This window comes from Terrabacter sp. Root85 (assembly GCF_001429185.1).
Taxonomy (GTDB): Bacteria; Actinomycetota; Actinomycetes; order Actinomycetales; family Dermatophilaceae; genus Terrabacter.
Genome location: NZ_LMIW01000008.1, coordinates 649,786 through 670,587, shown reverse-complemented (window position 1 = coordinate 670,587; position 20,802 = coordinate 649,786). Strand labels below are relative to the sequence as shown.

The window sequence follows — 20,802 nt, the reverse complement described above, 5'->3', positions numbered from 1 at the left end:
CATCGCGTGGACCACTCACGCCCCCACACGACGGAGGGTGGTGACCCCTGCGGGGCCACCACCCTCCTGCTTGCTTACCGGACTACCGGCCGGCCACGAGGTTCGACCGGGCCGACTGGGCCCCGCCTCCCACCGCGTTGACGGCCTGGACGGTGAACCGGTAGTTACCGGCGACCGGCAGTGTCATCACGAGCGACCGGGCCGTGCTCGGCTGCACCGCTGAGACGGTGGTCGCGAGGACCGCTCCCGCTGCACTCATGCGCAGCGCCGAGACCCGGTAGCCGGTGATGACCGAACCACCAGTCGCTGCCGGAGGCGTCCACCGCGCTGTCGCGTTGATCGCACCACCGGCGACTCCGGCCGTGGCGGTCCCGATGACGGGAGCGCCGGGAACGGTTGCCGGCGTCACCGCGATCGACAGAGCCGAGAAGGCGCTCGTGCCGACGGCGTTCACCGCAGCGACCTGGAAACGGTACGCCGTCCCGTTGGTCAGCCCCGTGACGACCAGGCTGGTCGCCGCCGCACCCGCTGGNGCCGAGAAGGCGCTCGTGCCGACGGCGTTCACCGCAGCGACCTGGAAACGGTACGCCGTCCCGTTGGTCAGCCCCGTGACGACCAGGCTGGTCGCCGCCGCACCCGCTGGGCGAAGGGCACCCACCTGGGCTCCAGCAGCGTTGACCACCCGCACGGAGAACCCGGTGATGGGCGAGCCTCCGTTGGTTCCCGCAGTCCACCGGACGGTGGCCGAGGCGTTGCCCCGGGTGGGCGTGCCGATCGTCGGGGCAGCCGGTGCGGTCGCCGGCGTGACCGAGTTCGACAGAGCCGAGAAGGCGCTCGTGCCGACGGCGTTCACCGCAGCGACCTGGAAACGGTACGCCGTCCCGTTGGTCAGCCCCGTGACGACCAGGCTGNATCGACAGAGCCGAGAAGGCGCTCGTGCCGACGGCGTTCACCGCAGCGACCTGGAAACGGTACGCCGTCCCGTTGGTCAGCCCCGTGACGACCAGGCTGGTCGCCGCTGCACCCGCTGGGCGAAGGGCACCCACCTGGGTTCCAGCAGCGTTGACCACCCGCACGGAGAACCCGGTGATGGGCGAGCCTCCGTTGGTTCCCGCAGTCCATCGGACGGTGGCCGAGGCGTTGCCCGGTGTGGCCGTGCCGATCGTCGGGGCAGCCGGTGCGGTCGGGGCGACAGGTGTCGCGGTCCCCGATGCCGACGGACCGGTGCCGAACTGGTTCACCGCGGCCACCTGGAAGGTGTAGAGCGTGCCGTTGGTGAGACCGGTGACGAGGCGGGAGGTCGCGGTGCGCGAGATCCCGGTGATGGTCTGGACCGGAGCGACGGTGGTGTTCGTCCCGGTGAAGACCCGGATCGTGAAGCTCGTCGCGGTGGCAGGCCCGGTGAAGTTGACCGTCACCGAGGCGTTGCCTGCGACCAGGCTCGTGATGCTGGGCGCGGCGGGCACTGCCACAGGCAGGGACGCGTCGCTGAACTGCAGGCGCTCGACGTTCCACACGGTGTCGATGCCGTCGGCTCCGCCGTTGCTGTCGACGGTGATGCTGCCGTTGGCGTTCGGCGTGATCGTGTAGGACGCCAGCGTCCCGGTGAAGACGGCGACGTCACAGTTGACCGCGGCAGCTCCGAGGGCGCAGTCACCTGCGGCGCCGGTGGCTGCTGTGGTGCCCATGCCCGTGATCTCACGGACCGCGACCAGGTTGCCCGGGTCGGCCAGTCCGGCGAAGACCGCCTGCTGGAGCGTCATGCCGGTGGTGCCGGTTCCCCACGGGTTCGTGGTGGTCGCGGGCACCGCCTTGTTCTCCATCAGGTCCGTCGTGCCCGTCTGGGTGGTGGGGTCAGCCGGGTTGGTGCGGTAGCTGATCCGCACGGACAGGGCGTGGTCGCCGTCGATGATGTCATCGGCGCCCCGACCGGTGATGGTGTCACTGCCACCGCCACCGAGCAGGATGTCGCCCTCGGCCCAGACCGTCCCGGTTCCGGCAACCGTGCCGGCCTGTCCGGTGAGTGGGCAGTAGCCGGCGGCGGAGGCCGCGACGATGGGTGCCAGCTGGCTCGGGAAGGTCGAGACCAGGCGGTTGAGTCCGCCGATGCGTGCGACACCGGTCGGGTCGAGTGCGTTGCACCCGGTGAACCCGGCACCGCCCAAGGTCGACGGAGCGACCTCGTGACCCTTGATGACGTCGTTGAAGTTCGAGCCCGAGTCGGCCTCGGTCTCCTGCCAACGGTCGCGGTTCACGACGAGCTGGATCGGGACGCCGACGAGGTTGTTGTTGATCTCCATGTCGTCGTCACCGCCCACGGTGTCGTACTGGTGGAAGGCCCAGTCGAAGCCGCCGGCGCCAGCGTTGCGGTCGACGGCCGCGTTCTGCGACATGAGGTCGTCTCCGCCCTCGGCGTCGTAGTCGTTCTCGCCGACCTGGCCGACGAAGACGTCGTTGCCGGGTGCGGTCTGAGCCGGGTCGTCGAAGAACGGTGCACCGTGGTCGCCCTGGAGCAGGTCCTGCCCCGAGCCGCCCTCGATCCAGTCGTCGCCACCGTCTCCGAAGACGGCGTCGGCGCCCTGGCCGGCGATGACGAAGTCATTGCCGGGGCCCGCGAAGGTCTCGTTGTCGTTGGCTCCACCGTTGATGAAGTCCTGACCCTCGTTGCCCATCGGGATGTCGTCGCCGATGCCGGCGTCGATGGCGTCGTCGCCGGGACCACCCTTGGGAACGTCGGCACCACCGAGGTCGGTGAGGATGTCGTCACCCTCGCCGCCGAGCGCCACGTCGTCTCCGCCGTTGCCCTCGATGACGTCGTTGCCGAGGCCACCCCAGAAGGTGTCGTTGTCGTTGCCACCGATGATCCGGTCCACGGCGGCGGTGCCGTTGTAGACCGACTGTCCGTTGATGCCGGACGGGTCGACGGTGTTGATCTGACGGTAGGCGATAGCGCCGTCGGCCTTCTTCAGCAGCAAGAGGTTCTCGTCGCAGTCGGCCGTGCTCGGGTCGTCCTTGACCGTTCCGGGGCCCGTCAGGCTTGCCGGCACGTCGGGAGTCGCTGCGCGCACCAGCGTGTTCGGCGCGTTCAGCGGGTTGTTGAGGAACGACATCTGGAACTTGCAGTCAGCCGTGGCGAAGGCGTCGGCCTTGAGCGTGTTCGTCCCCTCGGTGTTGCGCTGGATCATCTCGGAGAAGGAATTGCCCTCCAGCTGGGTGCGGAGGTTCATCCCGGGAGTCCGGAGCAGGTAGTAGAAGCGGTCGCCGTCCTGCAGGCTCTCGAGCTGCGTCTGGAAGACGTAGTTGAAGGTCGAGCCGAGCAGGCCTCCGAAGAGGTTGGTCATCTCGGCGAGGCCACCGACCCACAGGTCGATGTCGTCGACGCCCGTGACGGTGCGTCCGCCTGCGTTGGCCCAGGCGCCGGTGCCGAACATGAAGTCGCCCGCGTCTGCCGGCGGGACGTCCCCGACGGCGGGGTTGACGATCGCACGTGCTGCCGCACGCTTGGCGGCTGCAGTCGTGGCGCCGGTGATCGACGGGTGCAGACCGTAGGCGGCCACGAAGTTGACCAGCGACTCGGGGTGCTTCAGGTGCTGCCCGAAGTCGGTCCAGTCGGTGTAGGGCGCCAGCTGGCCGTCATTGGTCTGCGCGTTGATCTGTCGGCGCAGGTCGTTGAGCCGCGGGATGCCCGCGTCCCTGGCACGCGCCATGTTGATGGTCGGCAGGTCGAGCGGGAGACCGAGCAGGTTGTTGCGCAGGGTCTCGGTGACGAACTCGTCGATCTCGTTGCCGGCCTGGTCGGAGGAGCCCATGAAGATGGCCCCCGCGCCCTCCTGCGCGGTGTAGAACGTCGGACTCGCCCCGTGCGTCTTGGCGAACAGCTCCGGCGGGTTGAGGAAGGCGGTCAGCAGCGGCAGCGAGTTGTCGGTCTTGACCCCCGCCGCGTCTGTCGTCGTGCGCGCCACCTGGTCATCGAGCATGGAGTGCCCGAAACGGTAGACCGCGTGGGCGAACTCCGCCTGGATGGCGGGGTTGATGTCGGGCGAGTAGACGTGGAACGGCCGGACGCCCGGCTGCACCTTGCGTGCGAACTCCTCGAACACCAGGTGCTGGTACTCCATCTCCGTGACGAAGCGCGCGGCCTGGAACAGGCGACCGCCGAACCCGTAGCTGATGTTTGCCGTACCCACGGTGTGCGGGGCCAGGTAGTCAGCGAGCAGGGACGGGTTGTTGTTCAGCGTGTTGGTGATGTCGTCGACCAGGCGGTTGTGCTCCGAGTGGAAGACCTGGTGGATGGACGACAGGGCGATGTTCTCGTTGCACCGGCCGTCACCGCAGATGAAGTGCGAGTTGAGCAGCTCGTCGTCGTAGGTGCCGGCGGGCTGGTTCGCGAAGTCGGCCGAGGGGACGGTGTCCGTGTCGGGCGTCAGTGCACCCGTGGGCTCGGCATTGTGCGCGATGTCCGTGAGGAACGGCGTGTCGAAGTGCAGCACGTTGGCCGGCACCGGGACGGGTCCCGTGCATCCGACGGTCGCGGCGCGGCAGCCCTCGACGAGACCGGTGGTCGTCACGTACTGCGGCAGCCCTCGGGCCGGACCCGGCAGGAAGTTGCCGTAGGGGTCGGCGGCGACCATCGGGATGTTCAAGACGTCCTTGTCGACCAGGCGCATGCCCAGCAGGTCGGCCGTCTGCTTCTTGATGCCGGCCCACGTGGCGAGACCGCCGCTGCCGTCGGGCGAGCCCGGGTAGGCCTCGCCGACCGGTCCACCATCGAGGAAGCGGCCGTTGGAGACGGGCCGTCCACCGACGTTCGTGTACTCGCGGAGGAAGACCTGGTGCGAGCTGTGCGAGGTGTACGTCTGGGACTGGTCGACCCAGGGGCTGTCGGTGTTGTTGGCGTTCTGGACGTCATCCGCCGACTCGTCCGCCGGCGTTGCCGGGTTGTCGCCGAGGATCCCGTCGGGTCCGGGCTGGTTCTGGGCGCGGGTGAGCACCATGAAGGCCTGGTTCGCCGGGACCTCGTCACCGTTGCCGGCGATGCCGTCCGGACCCACCGTGAGGAGCGGGTCGTCGGCACGCAGCGGCACGAAGACGTTGCCGCCGCCCTTGACCGTCTGGTCGACTCCGTGGTCGAAGAACTGGCCGAAGAACGTGAAGATCGAGTTGAACGGCGGGGAGAGCCCGACGTCCGTCGTGACGTTCTCGATGAAGAGCGTCTTGTGCGAAGGCACACAGTTCGCCGGCACCCCGAGGGGGACTGCCGGGGTGGGGTCGGTCGTGCAGGCGATCACCTTGTTGCCGCCCTGGGCCCGCAGCGGGAACTCTGCTGCCTGGATGGCGGCAGGGTTGGTCGAGGTCTGGTCGACGATGAGGTTGCTGACCAAGCGCGGCTGGGTGTCGAAGACGTTGCCCTTCTTCTGGGCGTAGGAGGACGCCACCGGCGGCCCGAACAGGGACGGGTTGGTCTCGGCCGCCCGGAAGTCGGGGGTCGTCAACCGCGGGAAGGGCTGGTCGGCCGCCGCGAACGTCTCCCGGTTGGTGAAGAGGTTGTTGCACGAGCCGTCGACGGTGCGAAGACCGTACGAGGTGAGCCGGTCGGGGACCTGGTCGACACCCGGGCCGACCAGAGTGCCGCAGCGGTTCGCCGGGGTTTGCGTCGCCGAGTGCGCCTCGGCGATCTTGATCTGCTTGAGGATGTAGGCGATGTCGGAGGCCGTCACCACGAAGCCGTTGCCCGCGGGTGCGGGCGCTGCCTGCGCGGACGTGACCGCAAGCGGCACGACCATGGCGAAGGGCACGACGAACGCGACGCTCGCCGCCACCCACCGGAACCGGACCGCTAGTGACTGCGGCCCCGCCCGGTGCGCGGACCGACGAGCGTCCACGTCAAAGATCCGGGCGTGAATCCGCCCGGGAGACTTGCCGGTTGAGCGTTTCATTGCACACCTGCCTCGTGAGTTGTTGTTGGTGTCCCCGACGTGGTCCTGTGCAGACCCGATGAGTGCGTGTGGAACGGGTTGGAAGTGCGCCGTGTCGGCACCGCGTGCCGGCTCGGCGTGACTCCCGGAGAGCGCTGCCGCCCGGGGCTCCCGGGCGTCATGCGCTGGCCGAACGGATCGGTCGTGATGGCGCCGAGGACGCGCACCGCACGAGTGCGGCGAGCGTGCGTCGGGCCTCGTCGGCGGCCGGGCCCCGCCTGCCGGTCCCGGAGTCGGGGCCGGAGTCGGGGACGTCCCCGACGGCGAACCCGCCGCGAGAGACCCGGTGAAGGCGGACGACGGCATCGATGAGGCCCTCGAGCTCGGAGTCGTCCGCGTCGGGACCTCCGAGCAACCGCCCGTACATCTCCTGCAGCCGCGGCCCGGGCGCACACCCGAGCTCGTCGGCGAACACCCTGCGGCACCGGGCATACGCCCGGAGGCCCTCTGCATGGTGCCCGGACACGTCCTTGCTGTGCAGGTAGGCGTACCAGGCACCCTCGTCGAGCGGGTCGGCCTCGATGGCCTGACGGGCCCAGCGGGTCGCGTCGCCGGGCGCGAGGTCCACGACCTTCTCGGCCGCGGCGACGAGCCACTCGCTCGTCATCCGCTCGTGCTCTGCGCGCGCCGCGTCCAGCCAGAGGGCGCTCGCCTCGTCTGGCAGCAATGGGGTCCTGGCGACGGCAAGGGTCCGGCGCAGCAAGGGCAGTGCCACCTCGGGTCGGACGCTCGGGTGCAGGACTCGTCCGACGTCACGGGCCAGCGTCGCGACGTCGAGGTCGACCTGGTCCAGGTCCAGCGAGTAGCACCCGGCGCGGGTCATGATCGTCCCCTGCCGGGGTGCGCCCGGGACCTGGAGGTGCTTGCGCAGCACGCACACGTAGGACTCGAGGGTCGCCGTCGCCGCCGTGGGCCGGTCGTCGCCCCACAGGATCGAGACCAGCGCCTCCTTCGACACCGGGACGCCGCGGGCGACCGCGAGCGCGATGAGCAGGTGGCGGGGCTTGACGCCGCCGAGCTGACGCGGTCCGAGGACAGTAGTTCCGACGCGCACGTGCAGGCCGCCGAGCAGGTTGACCTGCACCGCGGCCGTGCCCGGACGTCGGCCGGTCGGCGCCACCGTGACGGTGCGCGCCACGTGGATGCTCATGTCCGCGCCTCGTCGACGGTGACAGCGGCACGGTCAGGCCGACGGCCACACCGCCGACCTGACCGGCCGCCGCGGGACTCCCACGAGGGGGTTGCATCGGCGCAGTGCGTGACGTGACCGGCACGCCCGGGACGGACGGGGGAGTTCGAGCCGTCTGTCGTCGCAACGCCGTCTGCCGTGAGAGTCACGACTCTGACCGCGGGCGCGCCCGCGGTCACGAACAGGAGAACGGCGACCGCCGACGACGGCACCGACTCCTCGGTGATGGTTGGGCACTCCCTCGCGAGATCGGGTCGGCACGCGCACCGCCGCCGGATCGACGACGTGTCGTCCGCGACACGTCGACGTCGTCCGCTCCCCTGTCGGTGCCCCCACCCGAACTGCTCTTTCCCCATGCATCCATGGTGCTGAGCACCCTTGTGCCACAACAGTGCCGAAGAGGGGGCCGCGCGCGACCCTTCTTGGGGGTGCCGTCAACCCCCTATTTGGGGGGTGCACCTCGACCGGCAGCCCGCGACCCGGGGGCGTACGCCCTCAGGGTGCCCAGGACCAGGCGAACCTCTGGGGAAAGCGGGCTCGCAGACGCGATCCCCCACCCGGCAGGGCGCTCAGGCTGACCTCGCCGCCGATGTCGGCGACGTCGTCCTGCAGCAGGCGCAGTCCGAGGTGGCCTTTCGCCGGCGCCGGGAAGGGGCCACCCACCCCGTCGTCGTCGACCGTCACCACGACGTCGCTGCCGTCGACCGTGGCGACGACGGACACGGTCCGGGCGTGGGCGTGCTTCACGACGTTGCGCAGGCCTTCCCGCACGACGTGGTAGGCGAACTGGGTGGACTCGGCCGAGATCTCCTTGAGGCGTCCGTCGACGTCGATCGTGACGTCGACCCCCTCGGCACGGACGGGCTGCGCGAGCTGCTCGACGGCGGCCTCGAGCCCCTCGCGGGCCAGACCGACCGGGTAGAGGTCGGTGAGCAGCCCTCGCAGCGAGGCGATGTCACTCTGGAGCCGACGGCCCACCGACTCGAGCACCCCGCGGGCCGAGGTCGACTGGGCCGGGAGCTCCGCCGCGACAGCGGGCAGCGAGTAGCCGAGGCTCGTCAGGTCCTGGATGAGCCCGTCGTGCAGCTCGCGCGAGATCTTGCGGCGCTCCACGTCGGAGGCGGCCAGCGCGTGGCGCAGCAGTGACGACCGTTCTGCCTGGGCCTGGTCGACGCGCCGGGCCAGGGAGAGGGCCAACGGGATCACCGTCAGGATGAACAGGACGAGGGCGCCGATCGCCAGGGGCAGGATGCGGGTCGAGATGACGATCTCGTCGCGGACGATCCGGTCGCTGTTCCAGTACGACTCGACGAGGATCGGCTTGCCCTCGGAGTCGACGGCCCCGGCATACACCTCGAGGAGCTCGTCGTACCCCTGCTCGTGCTCGTTCTCCTCCTTCGAGAGGTCCGAGAGGGTCGCCACCGACGAGGTGGTCCCGAAGAGCGCGACCTCCTCGGGCTCGAGGGTGAAGGTCTCGCCGTGCAGCTCATGCACATCGGACCAGATGACCTGACCGCCCACGCCCCAGACCTTGATCCGCACCAGGGAGTCGTCACGCAGTGGGCTGCCCACGACGGCGTCGAGGATGCGGTCGGAGCCGGGGTCACCTCGGCGGACGGCTGCACTGATGAGCGGCGCGACGACGTCGCGCGCGAAGGAGATCCCGTGCGTGCTGGCGTCACGGACCGCGATGTCACGGGCTGCCGCCTTGACGGCCAGGCTCACGCCGCCGGCGCACGCCGTCAACGCGATGAGGCTCCACAGCAGGAAGCGTCGAACGGCTCGGCCGCGGACGGTGCGAGAGTCCCCCATCGACCACCCTCGGGGTCGCAGGCGCACGGTCAGGAGCCGATCAGTCCGAACCGTCGAGCCGTCACGACCGCCTCGAGCTGCGAGTGCGCGTTGAGCTTGACCATGATGTTCTTCACGTAGCCACGGCACGTGAGGCGCGTGATCCCCAGACGTCCGGAGATCGTCGCGACGTTGTGTCCTTCCGAGAGGTGCATCAGCACCTCGGTCTCCCGGACCGTCAGCGGCGTGTGGTTCGAGACAGGTGGGCAGCGCAGGAGGTCACGCAGGACCCGCGGATGCACGACGAACCCGTCTCCCTTGCAGCCGCGCAACGCCTCGAAGAGCTCGGTGAGCGTGCCGTCCTTGAGCAGCAGGGCACTCGCGCCCGCATCGGCCGCGCGGCGCAGCAGGGTCTGGTCGACGTCGGCCGTGAGCACGACGACACGCAGTCGCGGGTCCTCACGGATGAGCTCGGCAGAGAGCTCGATGCCGTCCCCGTCACCGAGGTTGACGTCCATGACGATGACGTCGGGACGCAGCGCGGCGACGGACGCGCGCGCCTCTGAAGCGCAGTTCGCCGATCCGATGCACTCGAGCCCGGCCTGCAGGCCGATCGCCAGCGCCATCGCCGACGCCACGGCCTGGTGGTCGTCCACCACGAGCACGCGGACGTAGTCCTCGACTACCCCCACCCGGGGCCCCACTCCCAGTGTCACGCTCATCGTCCCCACCCCCCACGTTCCGGGCTCCCCCGAGCCCCTCACTGAGAAATTATGCGGACGGCGGGGCCCCGCGTCTCACGAATCCGCAGGTCAGAGGCTCAGACCGGGACGATTCGGGCACTTGGGACGGTAGTTCGTTCTGTCTCTGCGGATGCCGGAGTCACCGAGCTCTGTGGCCCCGGCGCGGAGCCGTCCGTCAGGTCGCCCAGGTCCGGAGCCAGACGGTCTCCTCGAGCTGCCGCAGCCGCTCCAGGGTCTCGTCCGACAGGGCCACGTCGGTGTCGGTGATGACGTAGCCGAGCTCACCGCGGGTCGAGAGCGACTGCCCGGTGATGTTGGCACCTGCCTCGGAGAGCGTCTGGTTGATCGACGCCAGCACCCCGCGCACGTTGTGGTGGAGGTAGCCGGCCCGGAAGCCGCCGCCGTCGGCCGGCGGCGCCGACACCTCGGGCAGGTTCACCGACAGCGAGGTGACACCGGACTGCACGAACCCGAGCAGCTTGGCCGCGACGAAGGACCCGATCTCCTCCTGCGCCTCCTGGGTCGAGCCACCCACGTGCGGGGTGAGGATGACGTTGTCGAGACCTCGCAGCGGCGACTCGAACGGGTCGCCCTGGGCCTTGGGCTCGGACGGGAACACGTCGATGGCCGCACCGGAGAGGTGACCGGAGAGGATGTGCGCGCGCAGCGCCTGGTCGTCGACCACCATGCCGCGCGAGGCGTTGATGAACACCGAGCCGGGCTTCATGAGCGAGAACTGCTCGTCGCCGAAGAGGCCTGCGTTGCCGGGTCGACCGTCGACGTGGAGGCTGACGATGTCGGACTCGGCGAGCAGCTGCTCCAGCGAGCTCAGGCGCCGGGCGTTCCCGTGCGCCAGTCGGTCCGCGGTGTCGTAGAAGACGACGTGGAGGCCGATGGCCTCGGCGACGTTGGACAGCTGGGTGCCGATGTTGCCGTAGCCGACGATCCCGAGGGTCTGACCACGCGTCTCGTGGCTCCCGCGCGCGGACTTGTCCCAGATCCCGTCGTGCATGCGCTGGGTCTTCTCGGGCAGACGACGGGCGAGGGCGAGCATCTCGCCGATGACCAGCTCGACGACGCTCCTCGTGTTCGAGAAGGGGGCGTTGAAGACCGGGACACCGTGCGCGGCTGCCGCGGTGAGGTCGACCTGGTTGGTCCCGATGCAGAAGCACCCGACGGCGCGGAGGTCGTCGGCCGCTGCGAGCACCCGCTGGGTGACCTTCGTGTTGGACCGGATCCCCAGCAGCGAGACTCCGACCAGAGCGTCGATGAGCTCGCCCTCGGTGAGGGACCCGGACCGGACCTCGACGTCGTGGCCGTTGCTTCGAAAGGCTTCGACGGCGACGGGGTGCACGTTCTCCAGCAGCAGGACCTTCACGGGCGCCTCCTTGTCCGGGCAGGACGGTTTGTGGTGCTAGCGGGTCGGTGGGCTGCGGCTCGAGCGCGCCTGCCACACCGGGGTCGACCGACCCGATGGTGTCACGCATGCTCCGGTCGGGCTCACGTGGCCACCAGTTGGAAACCTCGAGGCCATGCGCATGGTGGAGGAGGGAGTCGCCAGTCCCGAGGACTCGGGCGCAAGACCGGAACGGGCTTCTGCGACTGGGCTCGAGCGACGAGGTGACGGGCCGTCACCCCGGAGCCAGCGCCACGCATACGCCATGACCGCGTGGGCGCCGGCGCACTTGCTAGGTTCGCCGCGTGGAGATCACGCGCATCGGAGCAGACGACTGGGAGCGGTTCCGATCGGCGCGGCTCGTCGTTGTCCGAGTCACCGGAAGCCTTCGGCTCGCGGTACGCCGACTGGGTCGATGCCCCGGACTGGCGGGTCACCTCATCCGCGCGGTGGCGGACTGGGCTGCGGCCCAGGGGATGTCGACCTATCTCATGGTCCGCAACGACAACGTCCGGGCGCGGACGGCGTACGAACGGGCCGGGTTCGTCGACACCGGAGTCCCGGAGGGGTGGCCGATCGATGAGCCGCCGGAGCGCCGGATGGAGCTGCGCACCTGACGTCGCGATGGCCCGGCCCCTGCGAGGGATGGGGTCCCAGGCACCCCTCCATGAGCAGACCCGGGACCCCTGACGTCGGCAACGCGGGGTGAACCGTCGGCATCAGGAAGACGATCGAGAGCCCGGATCATGACGCGCTTTTCCCGTCGGCGTGGCGTGCAGGATTCGCTCAGCCTGCTGTGGCACTCTCACTCTCGCGCGCCCGTCGATGCTCCCCTGTCTCGGCGGGCGCGCCCACGCCCCAGCAGCAACCCCCCTGCTGCTGGTGCACCCGGCGCGGCCCGCTCACCCCACCCGAGCGGGCTGCGCCTTCCTGCCTCGTCAGGACGACGGTCGTCCGGCGGACGAGGCGTAGGGTGGAGCCATCTCAGGCCGGTCGACCCCGGACCTCGGCGGCGGGCTTGTGGCTCATGCCCCAGAACCGAGGTTGCCCGTGACGACGTCCCGGCCGGACCCAGCAGTGGCTCGGATCCTGCTGCAGCTCGCCGACGAGCCTCTCCCGGCGGGAGCCGACGGACTCGTGAGCACCTTGACCCGGCTGTGCGCCGCCTTGGTGCGTCACCTCCCGGCGTCGGGATCAGGCATCACCCTGGTCGGTGAGGGACACGGGTCGGCCGGGATCGCCGCCGCGGCGGGTCCTCGTAGCCGCAGTCTCGAGGAGCTGCAGTTCACCTTGGGCGAGGGTCCCTGTCTGGACGCCCATGCCTCGCGCCGGCCGATGCTCGAGCCCGACCTCGTGGGAGCCGGGTCGCACCGCTGGCCGATCTACGGCCCGCGCGCGGCCGAGCTCGGAGTCGGCGCGGTGTTCGCCTTTCCCTTGCAGATCGGCTCGGCGCGGGTGGGGGTGCTCGACATCTACCGCAGGCAGCCCGGTCCGCTCTCCGCCGAGGCGCTGGCGTCGGGCCACGGCTTCGCCGAGGTCGCCCTCCGGCTGCTGCTCCAGGAGCAGGCTGGGGCCTCCGAGGGCCGGGCTCCGGAGGGGCTGGACGACGTCCTCGCCCACCGCATGGAGGTCTACCAGGCGCAGGGGATGGTCATGGTCGACCTGGGGGTGAAGCCCGCCGAGGCGATGGCACGCCTGCGCGGACACGCCTTCGCGGCCGGCCAGGACATCGCTGCCGTGGCCCGGGACGTCATCGACGGCATACTCCATCTGCAGCGGGACCATCCTCCTCACGATCCCGGGGAGCACCCATGACGCCTCGACAGCGTCTGCGGACCATGTGCCCACACGCGCACCTGCCGAAAGGAGCTGACCGCCCGTGATCGCCCTTGACAAGCTCACCGACGTCTTCGTGGCCGTCGCCGACACCCTCGTCGCCGACTTCGACATCATCGAGTTCCTCGAGCTCGTCGCCGAGAAGGCAGCGACGATCAGCGCGGCCAGCGCGGCCGGGATCGTCCTGGGCGACCCGACCGGGCGACTCCAGTTCGTGGCGGCCTCCGAGCAGTCGGTCCGGCTGCTCGAGGCGCTTGCCGTCCAGAGCGAGAGCGGTCCGTGCCAGGACTGCTTCCACACCGGTGGGCCCGTGGTCAACACCGACCTGCGTGACACCGAGGCACACCGCCGGTGGCCGGCGTTCGCGAGGCTCGCCACCTCCCTGGGCTACCAGTCGGTGCACGCGCTGCCGCTGCGGCACCAGGGCACCGCGATCGGTGCACTGACTCTGCTCAGCGTCCACGCGCATCCCCTCGAGGACGCGGACGTACGCGTCGTCCAGGCCGTCGCCGACATCGCCACGATCGGCATCCTGCAGGAGCGCTCCATCCGGGCCAGCGGCGTCCTCACCGAGCAGCTGCAGTACGCCCTGGTCAGCCGGATCAGCATCGAGCAGGCCAAGGGCATCCTCTCGCGCATCCACGGCATCGGCGTCGACGACGCCTTCTCCCTCCTGCGCTCGTACGCACGAGGCGCGGGCCTCGGTCTGAGCGCCGTCGCGACCGAGGTCGTCAACGAGCCCGACCGGCACCCCACGCTCACCAGACCCCCGAGGTGAACGGTGGGCCGACCCCCGCGCGCGCCTGTCGGCCCTCCCCCGTCCCGGTCCGTGGAGGCAGCGTTACAATCTGCGTATGGATGCAGATAGGCAGACTGATGCGCTACCCGACGACCAGGTCGAGCTGGCCGTCGAGGTCTTCCGGATGCTCGCCGATGGCACGCGGATCCGGCTGCTCTGGGCGCTGCGCGACGTCGAGCGTCCGGTGAACGAGCTCGCCGAGGCTCTCGGCAAGGCGGCGCCCTCGGTCTCGCAGCATCTCGCCAAGCTGAGGATGGCTCGCATGGTGCGCACCCGGCGCGAGGGGAACCAGGTCTTCTACCGGGTCGAGAACGACCACGTGGCGAGCCTCGTCCGTGACGCGATCCACCACGCCGAGCACGCGTCGGACGGCGTCCCCGCACACCACCGGTCGGCCGGCCCGAGCATCACCCCGATCGGCAGGAACGAGCAGTCCCGGTGAACACGTCTCCCCATGACCACGAGCACGACCACGACCACCAACACGACCGGCACGGCGCCCGACCGCACCCTGGGCACTCCCATGGGCACGCGAGCCCGTGGGCTCGGCTGCGCCACGCGGTCACCCCGCACTCGCACGACGCGGCGGACTCCATCGACTCGGCCCTGGAGTCGAGCGCCCGCGGCATCCGCGCGGTGAAGATCAGCCTCGTCGTCCTCGGCGTCACCGCGTTCGCGCAGCTGGGCGTCGTCTATGTCTCCGGGTCGGTGGCGCTGCTCGCCGACACGATCCACAACTTCAGCGACGCGCTCACCGCGGTGCCGCTCTGGATCGCCTTCGTGCTCGGCCGGCGCGCCGCCACCCGCCGTTACACGTACGGCTACGGCCGCGCCGAGGACCTCGCCGGACTCTTCGTCATCGCCATGATCGCCCTGTCGGCCGTGCTCGCCGGATGGGAGGCCGTCGACCGCCTCCTGCACCCGGCGCCGGTCGACAACGTGGGATGGGTCGCCGTGGCGGGACTCGTCGGCTTCATCGGCAACGAGACCGTCGCGCTCTTCCGCATCCGCGAGGGCCGGGCCATCGGCTCGGCGGCCCTCGTGGCCGACGGCCACCACGCGCGGACCGATGGCTTCACCTCCCTCGCGGTGCTCGTGGGCGCAGGTGGGGTCGCGGTCGGCTGGAACTGGGCCGACCCCGTCATCGGCCTGGTCATCACCGTCGCCATCGTCCTGGTGCTGCGCACCGCGGCCCGAGACGTCCTCCGTCGGCTCATGGACGGGATCGACCCCTCGCTCGTCGAGTCGGCCGAGCACACCCTCTCCCGCGTACCGGGCGTGACCGCAGTGCGCAGCGTGCGGATGCGGTGGATCGGCCACGAGATCCACGCGGAGGCCGAGCTCGACGTCGAGGCGACGACGAGCCTGGTCGCTGCCCACGCCGTCGCTCACCGCGCCGAGGCCGAGCTCGTGCGCACCACGGCCAGGCTCACGACGGCAGTGGTCCACGCCTACCCGGCGCACCAGGAGGGCGGGTCACGAGAACGTGCGTCGCAGACGGGGCTGTTCCGGGTAGGTGACAAACCAGTGTGATGCGTCGGCGGGGCGGCGTGTCGGCACGACTTCCCTATGCGAGGAGCTCGCCGTGATTGCCCTGGCCCTGACTGCGCCCGTCCTGGGTTTCGGTCTTCTGCTGACCCTGCAATGGTTCGAGGAGCGCGTCATGTCCGCCGACGCCGGTCCGGTGTCGGTGCAGCCGCGTTCGTAGTGTCGGCCGACGGACCCTCACGCAGGGTGTGGGTCCTTGCCGAGCAGCGAAAGTGCGTCCGAGGCACATCAGGCGACAGGTGCGATGACCAGCCAGAAGGGTCCCGGAGCTTGTACAGAGAGCGTTGTGCCGATGCTCGCGAGCGGCAGTCTGATGTCTGCTGCGGCTGCTCCTGCGCACACGCTGCTGATGAGGACCTCGTCGTCACCGGTGACGGTGTATCGACCCGGACCCGGACAGCTCACTGAGACGAAGGCTTCGGAGCCCGGTGGCGCCTTCAACGAGTACGTCGCCGTCGTCGTCCCGCGCTCGGACAACAGCGGACTGGGGCCCACCGCGGGCCCATGTTTGTCCCTCAGATCATTCATCGGGTCAGTAGGCGCCGCAGCGACGGCCGGCGTGCCGGGGGTCGACGCACCGCTCGAACTCGGGGCAACGCTCGTTGCCCCGACGGAAGCGCGAGCCGGTCCGTTGCCCGTGGCCGGCGTCGGGCTGGTCGAGCACGCCGCGGTAGAGGCGACGAGGACAGCCACGAGAACCGAGAGGTATCCCCCGCGCCGTGACCGTCCTCGCTCGGGTCGTGACGAGGGCACTGCAGCCCCGGTCGGTCCGGCCGGGGCTGCAGTGATGATGTGTGTCTGGACCACCGAGACGACTCAGGAGTGGGTGAACTCGATGGCGCTGGTGTTGCCCACGATCGTCCCGGTCTTGTCGGTGCGGAGGGTGCACGGAGCGATGAGGGTCTTCTTCGTGTAGCTGACCTTGTATGCGTGGTGCCCCGCCTCGATCCAGCCGGTCGACTGCGTCGAGGGGACCTTCCAGGAGTACGAACGGGTCACCGAACTCGTCCAGTCCTTCTTGATGGTGACGCCCACCGACACGCTTGCCTTCGCGAAGATGACGCCCGCCTCTGCCGACGTGGTTCCGGTGATGGAACCCCCTGTGGTCACCGACTCGCCCAGAGCGATGGTCAGGGTGCCGCCACTCCGCCCGTACGTCCGGGTGTCCGAGTCGCCGCGGTAGGTGGGCGACTGAGTCGTCGTGTAGTAGACATTGCCGACCTCCGCACAGGCGGCGTAGCTGGACGGAGCCGTCACCACGGCTGCCGCGGGAACCGCGAGCAGCAGGGTGAGCCCCTTGGCCATCAGGCCCTTACGTGAACCACTGATAACGTCCACAGATTCTCCCCGTCTTGTTGTCCCGACGCCCTGACCGGGCGCGGCGACGAGGTCATCCTTTCGACGGCATAGTCGGCTGTCAATGACTCGGGAAGCTCTGTTTTCGGCTCTTCCGAGCACGTAGGCGCCGAGGCGGTCAGAGCCGCCCGGACGGGACTCCCGCCCGTGGATTCCCCTATGGGTCAAGGGATTTAGCGGTCGGTGGCGCATGGCGCTGGTCATGTCCCGAGGACGATCAGTTCCCGTGCCGCGGAGGGATGAAGTCATGGCCGGACCGAGGACGTACCCGCGCCCAGGGGTCTGCGGAACCGTCGGAGACAGCGGCCACTCACAGCGGGCGAGTGGCCCTCGGAGCCATCTCACAGCGTGGGTGGGTACGGTCACCTCGCCGTGGGACCGGCACTTCGAAGTCCATGAGGGGTGACGCCGAATGACATCCGCCGACGAGGTGCTGGCCGGGATGCACCACACGCGTGCCTGGCAAGAGGACTTCTACCGCGACCTGCATGCCCATCCGGAGCTCAGCGGACGCGAGTCCGAGACAGCCGCGGCCGTCGCCCAGCGGCTCACCGGGTGGGGCTTCGAGATCCACGAGCTCGGTGGTGGCGTGGTCGGCGTGCTGCCGAACGGGTCCGGACAGACGGTGCTGTGCCGGGCCGACATGGACGCGCTGCCGGTCACCGAGCTGACCGGCCTGCCGTATGCGTCCACGGCCAAAGCCACGGACGAGACCGGAGCAACGGTCGGGGTCTCACACGCCTGCGGACACGACGTCCACGTCACCTGCCTCCTCGGTGCTGCCCAGCTGCTCGCGAGTCGACGCGACCTGTGGCACGGCACTTTCATCGCCCTGTTCCAGCCGGCCGAGGAGACGGCCTCGGGCGCGCAAGGAATGCTCGATGCCGGCTTGACCGGACGTGTCCCACGACCCGACGTCGCTTTCGCCCAGCACGTCCTGGACCTCCCGGCCGGGACCGTCGCAACGACCATCGGTCCCGTGATGTCAGCAGGCGACAGCATCAGGATCACCGTCTCCGGGGTCGGCTCACACGGCTCGATGCCACACCTGAGCGTCGACCCCGTCGTGCTCGCCGCATCCATCGTGGTCAGGCTGCAGACCATCGTGGCCCGTGAGACCAGACCCGGAGAGTTCGCCGTCGTGACGGTCGGAAGCAGCGTCGCCGGCACGAAGAGCAACGTCATCGCCGACCGAGCCGTGCTGCTGCTCAACGTCCGCACGTACGACGACGACGTCCGCGCTCAGGTGCTTGCGGCGATCGAACGCATCGTGCGGGCGGAGTGCGACGCTACCGGATCCCCGCAGGCACCGACGTTCGACTACTACGACCAGTACCCCCTCACGAGCAACGACGACCGGGTCGGTGCGAGGGTGCGCAGCGCCTTCGAGCAGCACTTCGCCGACCGGGTGGTCGACCTCGGCCGGGTGACGGCCAGTGAGGACTTCAGCCGGATCCCGGACGCCTTCGGGACGCCGTATGCCTACTGGGGCGTCGGTGGGTTCGCCGACGCCTCCGCAGCGCCACCGAACCACTCCCCCTACTTCGCACCCTTGATCCAGCCCACGCTCGACACGGGCACGTCTGCGCTCGTCGTCGCGGCCCTGACCTATCTCGCGAAGTAGCCCGGCTGAACCAAGGCTTCCGCGGCCCAGAGGGAGCAGCCGTACACCGAGTGAGCCGGCTCCCGTCGTCGAGAGCAGCGCCTGACGCAGAGCCCCCTGGCTCAGTCGCTCTCCACGAGATGGCGCGTGGTCCAGGCTCTTCAACCGGCCGCGATGGCCAGCCGGCCGGCAGGGTCGAGGCGACGAAGGATCGCACCAGCGATCTCGGACAGCTGCGAGACCTGCTCGGGAGTCAGGGCGTCGATGACGTGCTCACGCACGGTGGAGACGTGCCCCGGCGCCGCAGCGACGAGCACCTGGTGGCCGTCGTCGGTGAGCCGCGCGTTCGTGGCGCGGCCGTCCTCGGGGCAGGGAAACCGCGTCACGAGCCCACGTTCCTCAAGTCGTCGTACGACGTGCGACAGACGCGTGAGGGACGCGTTGGTCTGCTGGGCCAGGGCGGTCATGCGCAGGGTCCAGCTGGGCGCCTCGGACAGCATGGCGAGGACGAAGTACTCGAAGTGCGTGAGCCCCGAGTCACGCCGCAGCTGAGCATCTAGCACTCCCGGAATCATCTCGACCATGGCGACGAGGCGCTTCCAGGCCACGAGCTGTTCGGGGTCGAGCCATGAACCCGTCGAGAGGGGCCCCTCGGAGGGCAGGAGGCTGCTTTGGGCCTCGGAGCTCGATGGGGATCGCATGAACCGAGCATAGCCGATTACTTGACACATCAAGTAATCACTGTCATCTTGGTTGAAGCATCAATCAATCACTGCAGGAGACAGCCATGGCGCACATCAGCATCATCGGGACCGGCAACATGGGTCAGGCCATCGCCGGCGTGTTCGGCAAGGGCGGCCACTCCGTACAGCTGCTCGGCCAGAGCGACGGCTCCACGACCGTCACCGGCGACATCGTCGTCCTCGCGGTGCCCTACGCCGCGGTGCCGGCCATCGTCGCCGAGCGTGGCGAGAGCCTCGCGGGCAAGACGGTCGTGGACATCACCAACCCGGTGAACTTCGAGACGTTCGACTCCCTCGTCGTCCCGGCAGACAGCTCCGCGACCGCCGAGATCGCACGGGCACTCCCCCGGTCAACGGTGCTCAAGGCGTTCAACACGACCTTCGCTGGCACGTTGGCCTCGGGTGTCGTCGGGCCGAACACGACGACCGTTCTCATCGCCGGCGATGACGCCGACGCGAAGTCCGAGCTCTCCGACGCGATCGCCGCTGGTGGCCTCAAGGCGATCGACGCCGGCTCACTGGCCCGCGCCCGCGAGCTCGAGGCCCTCGGCTTCCTCCAGATCTCCCTCGCAGCGAGCGAGAAGGTCTCCTGGTCGGCCGGCTTCGCCGTCATCGCCTGACCCACCTCCGACAGACGATGCCTTCCACCCAGTTCGGCCGTCCCGTCGCGGTGACCACAGGCTCCGCAGACCCGGACGCACCGCTCGTCGTGCTCCTGCACGGACGAGGCTCGGACGAGTCCTCGATCCTCTCGCTGGTGCCCCACCTACCCACCGGTCCCACCTACGCCGCGGTCCCGGCACCGATCGTGGAGGGCGGAGGCTTCGCCTGGTTCGCCAACCGCGGGATCGGCCGGCCCGTGGCGGAGTCGCTTTCCGAGACCCTCACCTGGTTCACCGCGTGGCTGGACTCCGTCGCGCGGGAAGGCCGCCCGGTCGTCCTCGTCGGGTTCAGCGGCGGGGCCGCCTTCGCCTGCGGTCTCGTCCTGTCCGACCCGCGCCGGTACGCGGGGGCAGCGATCCTCCTCGGGACGCTGCCCTTCGAGGCCGGGGTACCCGTGACCGCACACGGCCTCGACGGGACACAGATCTTCGTCGCGCAGGGTGACCAGGACTTCGTGATCCCGAGGGACCTCCTCGACCGCACGTGGGCCTACCTCCACGGCGAGTCCGGCGCTGTGGTCGTCTCCCGGCGTGAAGCGGGGGGCCACACCATCACCCAGGAGACGCTGGCGGCCCTGGGTGACTGGCTGGTCACCCTGATGGATGACCCCTCCGAAGCCCCTTCGGAGTGAGCCACGGCGGCGCGCCCACCCTCCACGTCGAGGCGCGGCTTGCGTGCCCCTGGACGCCCAACCGCAGATGGGCTCCCTCAGTGTCAGCCGTCCACGACGTCGTGCCCGTGTTTCGCCAGCTCGGTCTCGAACGCTGGGTGCAGTTGCTCGGGCACCCAGATGCCCCATTCGCCGTGCGCCGAGCCAGGGAACGTGCCCGGGGAGATGGCGCAGAGACCGCTCGGATCTGATCCGATGACGACGTCCAGTGCTTGGGCGGCGGCCCCGGCGTCGACCTCGAATTCGGGTCGGTAGGCCGGGGCCCAGATGGCGTAGCCGGTGATCTCGCCGATGCGGTCGCTGTACCTGATGAGTCGGCCGATACGCCGGTGATTGAAACGGCCCCATCGCTTCGTGCTGCGCGTGGGGTCCCAAGCCTCTGACCTGCGCAAACGCGCTTTTGGCACTGTTGGGTGCGATGGCTCGACAGGGCCCTGCTCGGAGACGTTGCGGACTTTGCGGACTAGATTCGGACGAGACGGGACGGCAC

The 20,802-nt window shown here is 69.7% G+C and carries 19 protein-coding genes; 9 read left to right on the top strand and 10 right to left on the bottom strand.

Annotated elements, in window-relative coordinates:
* Positions 1–82: 82 nt before the first annotated feature.
* From ASE25_RS23795 to serA, 7 genes are all read right to left on the bottom strand, one after another.
* Positions 83–409: a fibronectin type III domain-containing protein gene (locus ASE25_RS23795; RefSeq protein ID WP_369793481.1), complete on the bottom strand. Its 327-nt coding sequence runs from the start codon at positions 407–409 to the stop codon at positions 83–85.
* Positions 410–533: 124 nt separating this feature from the next.
* Positions 534–853, bottom strand: a 320-nt coding sequence (locus ASE25_RS23455; protein WP_235508659.1) for a fibronectin type III domain-containing protein, incomplete at its 3' end; no start/stop codon positions are given.
* Positions 854–912: 59 nt separating this feature from the next.
* Positions 913–4,631 (bottom strand): peroxidase family protein (locus ASE25_RS09650; protein ID WP_369793480.1); only part of this gene is annotated, 3,719 nt, incomplete at its 3' end.
* 1,462 nt (positions 4,632–6,093) lie between these two features.
* Complete coding sequence (locus ASE25_RS09645; protein WP_056825026.1) at positions 6,094–7,125, bottom strand: BTAD domain-containing putative transcriptional regulator; 1,032 nt, start codon at positions 7,123–7,125, stop codon at positions 6,094–6,096.
* A gap of 534 nt (positions 7,126–7,659) precedes the next feature.
* Positions 7,660–8,976: a sensor histidine kinase gene (locus tag ASE25_RS09640; RefSeq protein ID WP_082622843.1), complete on the bottom strand. Its 1,317-nt coding sequence runs from the start codon at positions 8,974–8,976 to the stop codon at positions 7,660–7,662.
* Positions 8,977–9,005: 29 nt separating this feature from the next.
* A complete protein-coding gene (locus ASE25_RS09635) occupies positions 9,006–9,677 on the bottom strand; it encodes a response regulator transcription factor (RefSeq protein ID WP_157623376.1) in 672 nt (223 codons plus the stop codon).
* Between the two features lie 196 nt (positions 9,678–9,873).
* Positions 9,874–11,076, bottom strand: a complete 1,203-nt coding sequence (gene serA, locus ASE25_RS09630) for a phosphoglycerate dehydrogenase (RefSeq protein ID WP_056825021.1) — start codon at positions 11,074–11,076, stop codon at positions 9,874–9,876.
* Positions 11,077–11,399: 323 nt separating this feature from the next.
* Between serA and ASE25_RS22335 the strand changes: the two genes are divergently transcribed.
* The 6 genes from ASE25_RS22335 (at position 11,400) to ASE25_RS23640 (ending at position 15,437) form a co-directional block, all read left to right on the top strand.
* Positions 11,400–11,711, top strand: a complete 312-nt coding sequence (locus ASE25_RS22335; protein WP_082622791.1) for an N-acetyltransferase — start codon at positions 11,400–11,402, stop codon at positions 11,709–11,711.
* 433 nt (positions 11,712–12,144) lie between these two features.
* Positions 12,145–12,909, top strand: coding sequence for a GAF and ANTAR domain-containing protein (locus ASE25_RS09625; protein ID WP_157623375.1), 765 nt, complete (start codon positions 12,145–12,147; stop codon positions 12,907–12,909).
* A 64-nt stretch (positions 12,910–12,973) separates the two neighbouring features.
* Positions 12,974–13,708, top strand: a complete 735-nt coding sequence (locus ASE25_RS09620) for a GAF and ANTAR domain-containing protein (protein WP_056825017.1) — start codon at positions 12,974–12,976, stop codon at positions 13,706–13,708.
* 76 nt (positions 13,709–13,784) lie between these two features.
* Positions 13,785–14,171, top strand: coding sequence for a metalloregulator ArsR/SmtB family transcription factor (locus tag ASE25_RS09615; protein ID WP_056825016.1), 387 nt, complete (start codon positions 13,785–13,787; stop codon positions 14,169–14,171).
* Complete coding sequence (locus ASE25_RS09610) at positions 14,168–15,262, top strand: cation diffusion facilitator family transporter (protein ID WP_082622789.1); 1,095 nt, start codon at positions 14,168–14,170, stop codon at positions 15,260–15,262. Before ASE25_RS09615 ends, ASE25_RS09610 begins: the two co-directional genes overlap by 4 nt.
* A gap of 52 nt (positions 15,263–15,314) precedes the next feature.
* Positions 15,315–15,437: a hypothetical protein gene (locus ASE25_RS23640; protein ID WP_255358395.1), complete on the top strand. Its 123-nt coding sequence runs from the start codon at positions 15,315–15,317 to the stop codon at positions 15,435–15,437.
* Positions 15,438–16,093: 656 nt separating this feature from the next.
* Here ASE25_RS23640 and ASE25_RS09605 read toward each other — a convergent pair.
* Positions 16,094–16,615, bottom strand: a complete 522-nt coding sequence (locus tag ASE25_RS09605; protein ID WP_156415459.1) for a hypothetical protein — start codon at positions 16,613–16,615, stop codon at positions 16,094–16,096.
* 430 nt (positions 16,616–17,045) lie between these two features.
* On the opposite strand from ASE25_RS09605, the gene ASE25_RS09600 reads away from it, so the two are divergent.
* Positions 17,046–18,257 (top strand): amidohydrolase, encoded by a 1,212-nt coding sequence (locus tag ASE25_RS09600; RefSeq protein WP_056825014.1) that lies wholly within the window; start codon positions 17,046–17,048, stop codon positions 18,255–18,257.
* 140 nt (positions 18,258–18,397) lie between these two features.
* Here ASE25_RS09600 and ASE25_RS09595 read toward each other — a convergent pair whose 3' ends face one another.
* Positions 18,398–18,820: a MarR family winged helix-turn-helix transcriptional regulator gene (locus ASE25_RS09595; RefSeq protein ID WP_056825712.1), complete on the bottom strand. Its 423-nt coding sequence runs from the start codon at positions 18,818–18,820 to the stop codon at positions 18,398–18,400.
* Positions 18,821–19,023: 203 nt separating this feature from the next.
* Between ASE25_RS09595 and ASE25_RS09590 the strand changes: the two genes are divergently transcribed.
* The gene (locus ASE25_RS09590) at positions 19,024–19,599 is read left to right on the top strand and encodes an NADPH-dependent F420 reductase (protein WP_056772809.1); all 576 of its coding nucleotides are present in this window, start codon (positions 19,024–19,026) and stop codon (positions 19,597–19,599) included.
* A 17-nt stretch (positions 19,600–19,616) separates the two neighbouring features.
* On the top strand, positions 19,617–20,273 hold the full coding sequence (locus ASE25_RS09585; protein WP_056825012.1) for an alpha/beta hydrolase: 657 nt from the start codon (positions 19,617–19,619) through the stop codon (positions 20,271–20,273).
* An 83-nt stretch (positions 20,274–20,356) separates the two neighbouring features.
* Here ASE25_RS09585 and ASE25_RS09580 read toward each other — a convergent pair whose 3' ends face one another.
* Positions 20,357–20,719, bottom strand: a complete 363-nt coding sequence (locus tag ASE25_RS09580) for a hypothetical protein (protein ID WP_157623374.1) — start codon at positions 20,717–20,719, stop codon at positions 20,357–20,359.
* Between the last annotated feature and the right edge of the window lie 83 nt (positions 20,720–20,802).